Here is a 12,122-nt window from a genome sequence, read left to right on the forward strand (position 1 = left end):
TCCGTTCAGGGTAGGCCCGCCCCTGGCGCGCCTCGAGGCCTCGACGGACCGGTCTGCTCCGAGGCGTGTCCATCGGATGGACACGGCGTGCTCGGTCGCCCGTCCCAGCGGGGTGCCGCGAACCTATCGAGCCCGGGAGGGCTGTCCACCAGATGGAGCGTGGGAGGCAGCGCCCCGCGCATTGCGAGGCAGTGTCTCCCACGCTCCATCTGGTGGACATGGCCGGAGTCGGTGGGCCCCAGTCGGGTCCGATCAGGCCCGGGGAAGTGGGTCAGTCGACGGTGCGGGCGGGGCCGCGGCTCTTGCCGTTGCCCTTGTCCTTCCCGTTGCCCTTCCCGTTGCCCTTCCCGTTCCCCTTGGACTTGTCCTTGTCCTTGCCGTTGTTGCCGTGCCCCTTGTCGTGGCCCTTGCCCTTGCCGTTGTTGCCGTGCCCCTTGTCGTGGCCCTTGCCCTTGCCGTTGTTGCCGTGCCCCTTGTCGTGGCCCTTGCCCTTGCCCTTGTCGTGCCCGTTCCCGTGGCCGTGACCCTTGCCGGGCTTGTCGGAGCCGTCGCCACCCCCATCGGAGCCGTCCCCACCTCCATCGGAGCCACCGTCGCCGCCGTCGCCGCCGTCGCCCGTGGTGGGCGTCACGAACACGGCCACGGACTGCGCGGGCACGGTGACGGTGCCGGAGGCCGCGTCCCAGGTGGACTCCTTGACCACCGGGTCGGCACCCTCGGCCTGCACGGGGGAGAGCTGCTGCTCCACGCCCTCCATGCCCTCGACGGCCTCGGTGATCGGCTCCCCGGAGGCGTTGAACACCACGGTCAGGCCGTCCAGCGCCGGGTCCGCGTCGGTGCCCACGGTGTCGTCGATCCGCATCACCAGCAGGCCGGGCGTGGCCTCCGGGCCGGCGTTGGGGAAGGAGACCTTCTGGAGGATGGCCTCCGCGTCGCCGAGGGTGAACAGGTTCGAGCTGGAGCGCAGACGCAGCAGGTCCAGCGTGGTCTCCGAGGAGAACGCGATGTCCTCCGTCGTGGGGGTCTTCGCCTCGTCCTCGAGCATCGGGGTCATCAGCTCCCAGGCCTCGCCGTTCTTGCCCTCCGGCGGCAGGCCCTCGCCGAAGCCGTTGCCCTGCATCGTCCAGTCGATCATGTTGAAGTGGTCGCCGGAGTTGCAGGAGTCGCGGTCCATCGACTTCGAACGCATCAGGTCCGTGCCGCCCGCCCAGAAGGAGGGCGACTGTCCCAGCGCGACCGTGGCCAGGGACAGCGTGTTCATCCGCACCCGGGTGTCCATGTCCGCGTCCTGCGGCAGCTTCCACACATTGATGTCGTAGAGCGCCTCGTTGTCGTGGGCGTCCACGTAGTTCACCGATTCCTCGGGCCGGGTGGCGAAGCCGGCGGGCGCCCCGTTGTAGTCCAGGGCGTCGCCGCGGGTGACCTCGCCGGAGCTGGCCAGCAGCTCGTAGTCGGAGAGGTTCCCGGCCAGGCCGAGCCGGATCAGGTCGGTGCGGTGGCGCAGGTCCGCCAGCTGCTCCTCCTCGCTCGCGGTCGCGTACCCGTTGGGCATGGTCACCAGGCCGTTGCCGAAGCCCTGGGCGGTGCGCTTGTCGGTGTCGAAGGGGCTGCCGCCGTGCACGGCGTCCCGCAGCCGGTCGTTGAAGGAGCCGATCGAGGTGCCGTCCAGGCCGCCCTGGGTGGCCTGGTCGAAGCGGGCGTCGTCGGCGACCTCGCCGAAGTTCCAGCCCTCCCCGTAGAGGTACATCGAGGCGCCGTCCACGCCGTCCTCGGCGAGGGTCAGTTCGTCCAGCGCCTCGCGCACGGCCAGCATGTTCTCCCGGGAATGGTGGCCCATCAGGTCGAATCGGAAGCCGTCCACCCGGTACTGGCGGGCCCACAGCACGGTGGAGTCCACCATCAGCTTCTGCGCCATCGCGTGCTCGGTGGCGATGTTGGAGCAGCAGGTGGAGTTCTCCACGTCGCCCACCAGGTTCAGCCGCTGGTAGTAGCCGGGCACCACCTGGTCCAGCACGCTCTTGGCGTCCTGCCCGCTGGCGGCGGTGTGGTTGTACACCTGGTCGAGCACCACCTGCAGGCCCATCTGGTGGAACTCGCCCACCATCGAGCGGAAGGAGGCGGTGCGCGCCCCGCCGGACTGCTCCCCGGCGGGGGCGTAGGAGCCCTCGGGGGTCATGTAGTGGAAGGGGTCGTAGCCCCAGTTGTAGGCGTCCTCGTCGGCGACGGCGGCCACCGCCTCCTGCTGCGCGGTGGAGGCCGGGCCGGCGTCGGCGGGGATGTCGGCGACGGCCTGGGCGTCGCGGTCCTCCTCGATGGTGGCGATGTCGAAGGTGGGCAGCAGGTGCACGGTGGTCACCCCGGCCTCGGCCAGCTCGGTGAGCCGCGCGGAGCCGGTGGAGTCCTCGTGGCCGACGGCCGCGTAGGTGCCGCGCAGCTCCTCGGGCAGGGACTCGTCCCCGCCGGAGAGGTCGCGCAGGTGCAGCTCGTAGATGGTCTGGTCGGCGAACTGCTCGACGAGGGGCGCGGCGGTGTCGGTCCAGACCTCGGGGGCCCAGCGCGGGTCGTCCAGGTCCACCAGCACGGAGGCGGTGGAGTTCAGGGTGAGCGCCACCGAGTAGGGGTCGGTGACCACGTTGGTGAGCACCGCGTCCTCGGCGGGGACGTACACCTCGACGGCGAAGCGGTAGGCGCGGTCCTCCCAGCCGGCCTCGCCGGCCACGGTCCAGGTGCCGTCCTCGCCGCGTTCCATCGCCACCTCGGTGACCTCGGCCGTGTCGGGGTCGCCGCCGGTGGCCAGGGCCGGGTCCTCGGCGTCCATCAGCTGCAGGGTGACGTTCTTCGCGGTGGGCGCCCACAGGGCGAGCTGCGGGGCGCCGTCCACGAAGCGCGGGCCGATCTCGGCCTCGGTGGCCGCCTGCCCGAACAGCGCGTCGAGCACGCCGGGGATCTGCACGCCGGTCAGCACCTCGACGCCCTCGGCGCCGGTGCGGACGACGGCGAGCTGTCCGGTCAGGGCCGCACGCAGGTCGGCGTCCTCGACGCCGGTGAGGTCCAGGGCGGCGTAGTCGGCCAGGTGGCCGCGGTCGGCCAGCTCCTCCTCGTCGAGGCCGCTGCCCCGCAGGGTGAGGGTGCCGAGCTGCTCGCCCCCGGTGACGGCGCCGTCGGCCACGGCGAGGCCGCCCTCGGGGGCTGTCCACAGGGCGTACTCGGCGCCGTCCGTGACCTGGTCGGCGGGCCAGGCCAGGGTGTCGGCGTCGACGAAGTGGGCGAGCTGCTGGCCGTCGCCCGCGGCGAGCGGGTCCTCGGCCTCGATGCTGAGCTCGTGGCTGTCCAGGTCGTAGCTGAAGGTCACGGTCTTCCCGTCCTGCGTGGAGAAGGCGATGTTGGCGCCGCCGGCGGCGCCCCCCTCACCGTAGCTCTCGTCCCAGGAGCGGCCGTGGGCGACCTTCACCTCGTAGGAGCCGGCGGGCAGGGCGTCGGTGGTGAAGGTGTAGGTGCCGTCCCCGTCGCCGTCCTGCATCCAGGTGGCCATGCAGTCGGGCATCCAGTCCTCGGGGCAGCCGAGGGCGGCGTTCATCGAGCCCGGCAGGGTGATGATCGGGCCGTCGGCGGAGGTCTGCAGGACGTGGGTGTCGGGGTCGTACCAGACGGTGAGCTCGCCGCCCTCGTGGGCGATGGCGATGTTCTCGCCGCCGGGGACGCCGCCGGCGCCGTAGTTCTCCTCCCAGCTGCCGCCGATGGCGACCTTCGCCTCGTAGTCGCCGGCGGGGATCTCCCAGCTGCCGGTGAACATGCCGGAGTCGGGGTCCTCGCTGAGCAGGGCGTCGGCGCAGTCGGGCTGCCAGTCGGCGGTGCATCCCATCGCGGCGTTCAGGGACCCGGGCAGGGTCACCGAGTCGGCGCCCACGGAGCCGGTCTCCTCCTCGGAGCCGGAGGCGGACAGGTCGGCGCCGACCACGCCGACGGTGGAGGCGGCCACGCGCTCGCCGGCGGCGTCGGTGGAGACGGCGCGGTACTCGACGACGGTGCCGTCGGGCAGTCCGCTCACGTCGTGGAAGACCCGCGGGGTGTCGTCCTCGGCGGTGCCCAGCGGCGTCCAGCCGGACTCCCCGGCGAGGCGGTAAGCGAAGGAGGTCTCGGCCCAGCGGTCCGCGGTCACGGTCGCGGAGACCGGGGCCATGCCCTCCAGGGCGGCTCCCGCGGCGAGGTCCAGCTCGATGGCCTGGGCGTCCCCGGCGGCGGCGACGGGGGCGTCGGCCACCAGCACCACGGCGTCCAGGGAGGGCACGGTGAGGGTCACGCTGCCCTCGGCGTCGGCGGTGACCGTCTCGTGCGCGCCGTACAGCGCGGTGTAGGTGGCGCCGGGGGTGAGGGTGGTCAGGGTGACGGTGCGCTCCTCGGCGGCGTTGTTCATCGCCACCAGGTGCTCGACCTGCTCCTCGCGGTCCACCCGGGCGGTGGCGTACACGCCCGCGCCGTCCTCGGCGTACAGCTCGATCTGCGCGCCCGTGGCCAGTGCCGGGGTGGAGTTGCGCAGGGTGGCGAGCTCCGCGATGTGCGGGTAGAGCTGCGCGGAGGTGTCGTAGTGGTCGCCCTCGCCGTAGGCGCTGCCGTCGACCAGGGTGTCGTCGAGGTAGGAGGGGGTCTGGCTGGCGAAGAGGGACTGGCGGGCGTCCTTGTCGTTGCCGTCGCCCACGAAGCCCTGCTCGTCGCCGTAGTAGATCACCGGCTGGCCACGGGTGAGCAGCATGGTGGTGTGGGCGAAAGCGGACCGTTCGTCGAGGCGGTCGCTGTCCTGCAGCAGGTTCCCGATGCGGCCCATGTCGTGGTTGCCGACGAAGGTGGGCAGGTCCGCGGCGGAGGAGTCGGGTGTCGTGTAGTAGTCGTCGGCGGCGTACAGCCCGGCCAGGCCCTGCGCGGAGTAGCCGCGCGCCCAGTTGGTGGCCGAGGACTGGAAGGCGAAGTCCAGCACCGAGTCCATCTCGGTCTCGCGCACGTAGGGGGAGAGCTTGGTGGCGTCGGCGTCGTAGACCTCGCCGAAGCTGAAGAACTCCTCGCCGGCGGGGGCGGTGGCGCGGTGCTCGTCGAGGGTGGCGGTGAAGGACTCCCAGAAGGCGAAGTCGACGTGCTTGACGGTGTCGATGCGGAAGCCGTCGATGCCGAAGTCCATCCAGGTCGTGTAGATCTCCTCCATGGTGGCCAGCACCCGCGGGTCCTCGGTCATCAGGTCGTCCAGGCCGTCGAAGTCGCCGAAGGTGACCGACTCGCCCTCCCACGTCGAGTTGCCGCGGTTGTGGTACAGCGAGACGTCGTTGAGCTCCTCGGGCACCATCACGGTGTTCTCCTCGGAGCGCACCGGGGTGTAGGGGAAGCTGGTCGCCGGGTCCAGCACCGGGAAGTCGGCGGACTGGGCGGCGGCGGTGACGTCGACGGGGTTGCCGTCCGCGTCGCGGTACGGGGAGGTGGCCTGGTCGACGTAGTCGTAGCTGCCCTCCTCGTAGTCGATGAGGTCCGCGGTGTGGTTGACGATGATGTCGAAGTAGACGTCGATGCCGCGGGAGTGGGCGTCGTCGATGAGGGCTTTCAGCTCCTCGTTGGTGCCCAGGTGAGGGTCGATGGTGGTGAAGTCGGTGACCCAGTAGCCGTGGTAGCCGGCACTGGCGTCCTCGCCCTCGCCCTGCACGGGGTTGTTGGTGAAGGAGGGGGTGAGCCAGATCGAGGTCATCCCCAGGTCCTCGATGTAGTCGAGCTGATCGTGCAGCCCGGCGATGTCCCCGCCCTGGTAGAAGCCCTTGTCGGTGGGGTCGTAGCCGGTCTCGGTGCGGTCGCCCTCCAGGCCGCCGGTGTCGTTCCCGGTGTCGCCGTTGGCGAAGCGGTCGGTGAGCACGAAGTAGAAGGTCTGCCCGCCGCCGGGGTGCCGGGAGGGGGCGGCGGCCAGCTCGGCGTCGTCCTCGGTGTACTCGCCGGGCTGCTCGGCCAGGGCGACGGAGAGGCGCTGGGTGTCCTCGTCGAAGCGGACGGTCACCGCGGTGGGGGCGGCGGCGGCGAAGGGGATGTTCTCCTCGCCGCCGTCCAGGCCGTAGGACGTGTCCCAGCTGCCGCCGATCGCGGCCTTCATCTGCCACTGCCCCGCGGGGATCTCGAAGGTCGCCTCCCAGAGACCGTCGGTGCCGGTGGCCTCGAGGCGGGTCTCCTCGCAGTCGGCCTGCCAGTCCTCGGCGCAGCCCAGCTCGGTCTGCAGGTCGCCCACGAGCACCGGCTGGTCGGGGCCGACGGCGCGGGCCGCGGGGGCGGCGCCGAGGAAGGCGATCAGCGCGATGGCCAGGGCGGTGAGGGCCGCGGCGGCCCGGACGGAGGGCCGTGCGACGGGGTGCGCGAGGGGGTGGGGGAGCGGGGTCGACCGGGGGACCGACATGCGGGGACTCCTTCGTCCGGGCAGGGGAGGCGGTGGGGGCCGCCAGGGCGGGGTCGGGGTGCTGCGGGGCGGGCCAAAGGCGGCGTCGATGCCGGGGGAACCCTGGGCCTGCAAGTTCTTGCGGAGTGTGCGACCGCTGCGATTCGGGTCACACGACTATGACCATAGAAGATGCCCGCACAAGCCTCCAGGGGAACCGGCAAACCTGCAAGAAGTTTCGGCGAGGGGTTCGCGGAGGGGCGGCGGGCGGTCGTGTCCATCAGACGGAGCGTGGATGACAGCGCCTCCGATGTGACGAGGCGCTGCCTCTCATGCCCCAACTCGTGGACACCCCCCGCGGTGACGCCGGCCCGCCATTGCCCGTCCCGCACCGGCTCGGTACCGTCGGGGATCCGACGACGACGTCGGTCCCGGGCCTCGGCCCGGTCTGGCGCTGCCGCCGGTGACCTCACTCCCCGACGGAAGGATCACCATGACCATCTACGCGCAGCCCGGCACGGACGGGGCGGCCGTGACCTTCGCCCCCCGCTACGAGAACTGGATCGGCGGCCGCTGGGTGCCGCCGGTGCAGGGGGAGTACCTGGAGAACCGCACCCCGGTGACGGGGGAGGTGTTCTGCGAGGTGCCCCGCTCCGGCGCCGAGGACGTGGAGCTGGCCCTGGACGCCGCCCACGCCGCGAAGCAGGCCTGGGGCCGCACCAGCCCCGCGGACCGCGCACTGCTGCTGCAGCGCATCGCCGACCGCATGGAGGAGAACCTCGAGCTGCTGGCGGTGGCCGAGACCTGGGACAACGGCAAGGCCGTCCGCGAGTGCCTGAACGCCGACATCCCCCTGGCCATCGACCACTTCCGCTACTTCGCCGGTGCGATCCGGGTGCAGGAGGGCGCGCTGTCCCAGATCGACGAGGACACCGTCGCCTACCACTTCCACGAGCCCCTGGGTGTGGTCGGGCAGATCATCCCCTGGAACTTCCCGATCCTCATGGCCACCTGGAAGCTCGCCCCGGCGCTCGCCGCCGGCAACTGCGTGGTGCTCAAGCCCGCCGAGCAGACCCCCGCCTCGATTCTGGTGCTGCTGGAGCTCATCGCCGACCTGCTGCCCGACGGCGTGGTCAACATCGTCAACGGCCTCGGCCCCGAGGCCGGCAAGCCCCTCGCCTCCAGCCCCCGGATCGCGAAGATCGCCTTCACCGGCGAGACCACGACCGGGCGGCTGATCATGCAGTACGCCTCCCAGAACCTGATCCCGGTGACACTGGAGCTGGGCGGGAAGAGCCCCAACCTGTTCTTCGCCGATGTCGCCGCCGAGAAGGACGCCTACTACGACAAGGCGCTGGAGGGCTTCGCGATGTTCTCCCTGAACCAGGGGGAGGTGTGCACCTGCCCCTCCCGCGCCCTGGTGCAGGACTCCATCGGTGACGACTTCCTGGCCGACGCGCTGGCCCGGGTGGAAGCCACCGTGCAGGGGGACCCGCTGGACACCGACACCCAGATCGGCGCCCAGGCCAGCGACGAGCAGTTCCGGAAGATCGTCTCCTACCTCGACATCGGTACCCAGGAGGGGGCGAAGGTGCTGGCCGGCGGCGCCCCGGCGGAGCTGGGCGGGAACCTCTCCGGCGGCTTCTACATCCGCCCCACCGTCTTCGAGGGCACCAACGACATGCGGATCTTCCAGGAGGAGATCTTCGGCCCGGTGCTCGCGATGACCCGTTTCTCCACCTTCGACGAGGCGATCTCCCTGGCCAACGACACCCTCTACGGCCTCGGCGCCGGGGTGTGGAGCCGCCAGCAGAACATCGCCTACCGCGCCGGACGCGGCATCGAGGCGGGCCGGGTGTGGGTGAACAACTACCACGCCTACCCGGCGCACGCGGCCTTCGGCGGCTACAAGGGCTCGGGCATCGGCCGCGAGAACCACAAGATGATGCTCGACCACTACCAGCAGACCAAGAACCTGCTGGTCTCCTACGGGGAGGACACCCTCGGCTTCTTCTGAGCCGCCGCGCCCCCCGGTAGTGTGCGGGCATGACGAGCGCCCTGGCCACCTACTTCGCCCGCCTCCACACCGCCCTGCTCGAGGCCGAGGCGGGCGGGGAGGTGCCCGAGCTGGCCCGGCTCTCCGGCGCCCGCGACGAGCACCTGGGTCTGGCCCTGTGCGACCTCGACGGCCGGATCACCGCCGAGGGCAGCGACCACGCCTTCCCGGTGCAGTCGATCTCCAAGGCCTTCGCCTACGGCGCCGCGATCGACCTGCACGGCCACGACTACGTCACCTCGATCGTGGACGAGGAGCCCACGGGGGAGGACTTCGGGGCGCTCAGCCTGGACCGGGTGACCAAGAAGCCGAAGAACCCGCTGGTGAACATCGGGGCGATCCGCACCCACGCGATGCTCGGCCCGGAGCAGGCCGAACGCACCGAGCGACTGCGCGCCGTGCTGGAGGCCGCCGCCGGCCGCCCGCTGGAGCTGCACGAGGAGACCTGCCGCCGGGAGCTCGCCGGGTCGGACCGCAACCTGGCGCTGGCGCACATGCTGCGCGCCGCGGGCTCGATGGACGAGGACGCCGAGGAGGTCGTCGCCGGGTACATCGAGGGCTGCGCCGTGCTGACCACGGTCACCGACCTCGCGGTGATGGCCGCAACCCTCGCCTCCGGTGGCACGAACCCGCTGACCGGCGAGCGGGTGTTCTCCCGGGTGGCGGCGCGCCAGGTGCTCTCGGTGATGCTCACCTGCGGCATGTACGACAACGCGGGGGACTGGGTGAGCGACGTCGGCCTGCCCGCGAAGTCCGGCGTGGCCGGCGGCATCATCGCCTCCCTGCCCTCCCGCTTCGGTATCGCCACCTACGCGCCGCAGCTCGACCAGCACGGCAACTCGGTGCGCGGCACCCTCGCCTTCGAGCGGATGAGCGAGGACTTCTCCATGCACCTGCTGGACGGCCAGGAGGCCGCGGACCTCGACCGGCGCGCCGCCGAGCTGACCGAGATCGGGACGGCGATCTGAGGTGGGCGCGCACAACGACCGTCCGGCGGTGATCCGCGCGCTGGATGCCGCGGACTGGCGGCGCTGGAGGGAGGTGCGGCGGCGCGCCCTGGCCGAGGCGCCCGAAGCCTTCGGCAGCACCCTGGCCGGCACCGAGGAGCGGGAGCAGGCCGAGGGGGAGGAGCCGTTCTGGCGCGGGTACTTCCGCCTGCCGGGCGCCGCGCTGATCGCCGAGCGCGACGGCCGCACCGTCGGCATGGTGCGCCTGGTGCTGCCCGAGCAGCCGGGGGGACCGGCCGAGCTGGTTTCGATGTGGGTGGCCCCCGAGGAGCGGGGCCGCGGCACCGGCCGGGCTCTGCTGGACGCCTGCGCCGAGCACCTGGCCCGCTCGCACCCGAGCACCCCGCTGCGGCTCGACGTGCGCACCGCGAACACGGCCGCCCAGGCCCTCTACCGCTCCTGCGGCTACGTCGACATCGGCGGGAACCCGGAGGACGAGAGCGAGCGGCGGATGCTGCGTCCGGCCGCGCGGCCGTCGTGAGCACCCGGCCCGCGCGCCGCCGCGCGCGAACCGTCGCGCCCGCTCGGTAGACTCCCGTCCATGAGCTCCACCTCGACCGATGCCCTGGTCCGCCGCCCCTTCGAGGGACTGCCGAACGAACGGGACCTGGTGGCCATGCGCCAGCTGATCCCCGCCGCGACCATGGCGGCCCGCACCACCGCCGCGCACGGCGGGGTGGACGTGGTGCTGGCGACGATTCTGCCGATGACCTGGCCCGCGGTGCGCCGCTCCGACGGCTCCGTGATCCTCGGCGTGCAGTCCAGCCTGCCCGGCGGCGACCTCTCCCGCGGGCTCGGCCAGGCGCTCGTGCAGGCCCTCGCCCTCGAGCCCGGCAACCCCGTGACCACCGTCGAGCTGAGCTCCGACTCCCCGCGCCTGCAGGACGTGCTGGACCTCGACGGCGACTTCGCGATCGCCGTGCACGACACCTTCGACTTCTGGATCGACCCGGGCGCCGAGCGCACCCCCGAGATCGACCGCGGCATCGAGCAGGCGAACGAGTCGATCATGCCGACCGCGCCCGTCGAGGGGCTGCCGCACGCCTTCTGGGTCGACGCCGGCCCCAAGGAGCACCTGCGCTGGGTGCTGGACGCCGAGGAGGACCGCGTGATCGACGCCGTCTCCCGTCTGCACGCCCGCCGCGTCTCCGCCATCGGCGAGGGCACCAAGTACGTCGGCTCCTTCCGCGCCGAGGGCATGACCATCCCCGTCTGGGACCTCCCCTCCGGCACCGGTGCCGAGGGCGTCGCCGCCGAGGCCGCCGCCTTCCGCGAGCGCTTCGAGGAGGCCCTGGCCAGCACCGAGCCGCTCACCGCCCTCGAGCGTCGCGCCCGCGGCGGCATCGTGGCGCGGCAGGTGACGCTGCGATGAGCCCCGCGGGGCCGCTGACCGCGCACCGCCCCGAGGCGGTGGCCGTCGTCATCCCCGCCAAGAACGAGGCGGAGCGGATCGAGGCGACGATCGACGCCGCCCTCACCATCGAGGGCGTGGACCTGGTGGTGGTGGTCGACGACGGCTCCACCGACGCCACGGCCGCCATCGCGATGGGCGCCGAGGCCCTCGTGGTGCGCCACCGCTCCAACCGGGGCAAGGCCGCCGCCATGGCCACCGGCGCGCAGATGGTCGCGATGCGGGAGCAGGCCGAGCAGGCCGACGGCGGCGAGGGCTTCGACGAGGCCCTCCACGCCGAGCCCCGCGAGGAGGGCCACACCGGCCCGCTGCCCCGCATCACCCTGGAGGACGAGGAGCCCTCCGCGCAGCGCGCCCTGCTGTTCCTGGACGCCGACATGGGCGCCTCCGCCGCCGCCGCGCAGCCGCTGGTCGACGCCGTGCTCGGCGAGGGCGTGGACATGGCGATCGCCCTGCTGCCCCCGCAGGAGGGCGCCGGCGGCATGGGCGTCGTGGTCCGCACCTCCCGCAGCGGCATCCGCCGCGCCACCGGCTGGGAGGCCACCCAGCCGCTGTCCGGCACCCGCTGCATCACCCGCGAGACCTGGGAGACCGTGCAGCCGCTGGCCGGAGGCTGGGGCGTGGAGACCGGCCTGACCATCGATGCGCTCACCCAGGGCTTCTGGGTGAAGGAGATCGACTGCGAGCTCCACCACCGCGCCACCGGGAAGGACCTGCGCGGGCAGATGCACCGCGCCGCCCAGCTGCGCGACGTGCTGCGGGCCCTGGCCAGCCGCCGCCACCTGAGCCCCGACATCCCGGCCGACGAGGACGAGACCGCGCAGAGTCGTGACACCGACGCCGCCGACGAGACGTCGGTGGGCAGGCAGTCCGAAGCAGGGGTCGTCGCCGCTCGGGAGTCGGAGACCGAGGCACCCGTGGAGCTCTCCGCCGATGAGCCAGCCCCGCCGCAGGCCTCGGACGCCCTGGTCGGATCCGCCGCGAGCACCGCCGCGCCGCTGCCCGAGCCGACCCCGGATGCGGCCCCCGCCGAGGACGCTCCGCCGGCGGACCCGGAGCAGGCTGCGCCTCGCACGCCCCGATGGATGAGCAGCACGGACACCGAGGAGATCTCCGCCTGGGGAGCCGCGCCCGAGGCCGCGTCTCCGGTCGCGACGCCCGCGCCGGTCGATCCTGCTCCCGAGCCCGAGCCCGAGCCCGAGCCCGAGCCCGAGCCCGAGCCCGAGCCCGAGCCCGAGCCCGAGCCCGAGCCCG

Annotated in this window: 6 protein-coding genes; 5 read left to right on the forward strand and 1 reads right to left on the reverse strand. The window is 72.6% G+C overall.

Going from position 1 to position 12,122, the window contains the following annotated elements; genetic code table 11:
- Positions 1–271 precede the first annotated feature (271 nt).
- On the reverse strand, positions 272–6,415 hold the full coding sequence (gene pulA, locus OM98_RS16350; protein ID WP_010533686.1) for a pullulanase-type alpha-1,6-glucosidase: 6,144 nt from the start codon (positions 6,413–6,415) through the stop codon (positions 272–274).
- A 472-nt stretch (positions 6,416–6,887) separates the two neighbouring features.
- On the opposite strand from pulA, the gene exaC reads away from it, so the two are divergent.
- The 5 genes from exaC to OM98_RS16170 form a co-directional block, all read left to right on the forward strand.
- On the forward strand, positions 6,888–8,411 hold the full coding sequence (exaC, locus tag OM98_RS05955) for an acetaldehyde dehydrogenase ExaC (protein ID WP_010533687.1): 1,524 nt from the start codon (positions 6,888–6,890) through the stop codon (positions 8,409–8,411).
- Between the two features lie 29 nt (positions 8,412–8,440).
- Positions 8,441–9,418 carry a glutaminase A gene (glsA, locus tag OM98_RS05960; RefSeq protein WP_010533688.1) on the forward strand — a complete coding sequence of 326 codons (978 nt, stop codon included), beginning with the start codon at positions 8,441–8,443 and terminating at the stop codon, positions 9,416–9,418.
- Positions 9,419–9,446: 28 nt separating this feature from the next.
- Positions 9,447–9,938, forward strand: a complete 492-nt coding sequence (locus OM98_RS05965; protein WP_033195048.1) for a GNAT family N-acetyltransferase — start codon at positions 9,447–9,449, stop codon at positions 9,936–9,938.
- A 60-nt stretch (positions 9,939–9,998) separates the two neighbouring features.
- Positions 9,999–10,829, forward strand: a complete 831-nt coding sequence (locus OM98_RS05970; RefSeq protein WP_010533690.1) for a DUF5926 family protein — start codon at positions 9,999–10,001, stop codon at positions 10,827–10,829.
- On the forward strand, positions 10,826–12,122 hold a 1,297-nt coding region (locus tag OM98_RS16170; RefSeq protein WP_010533691.1), incomplete at its 3' end, for a glycosyltransferase family 2 protein. The genes OM98_RS05970 and OM98_RS16170, both read left to right, overlap by 4 nt.

This window comes from Brachybacterium squillarum M-6-3 (assembly GCF_000225825.1).
GTDB classification, from domain to species: domain Bacteria; phylum Actinomycetota; class Actinomycetes; order Actinomycetales; family Dermabacteraceae; genus Brachybacterium; species Brachybacterium squillarum.

Bases quoted from the DNA above. Each gene is read 5' to 3' on its own strand.
- pulA (WP_010533686.1), bottom strand. From the start codon at position 6,415: ATGTCGGTCCCCCGGTCGACCCCGCTCCCCCACCCCCTCGCGCACCCC.
- exaC (WP_010533687.1), top strand. From the start codon at position 6,888: ATGACCATCTACGCGCAGCCCGGCACGGACGGGGCGGCCGTGACCTTC.
- glsA (WP_010533688.1), top strand. From the start codon at position 8,441: ATGACGAGCGCCCTGGCCACCTACTTCGCCCGCCTCCACACCGCCCTG.
- OM98_RS05970 (WP_010533690.1), top strand. From the start codon at position 9,999: ATGAGCTCCACCTCGACCGATGCCCTGGTCCGCCGCCCCTTCGAGGGA.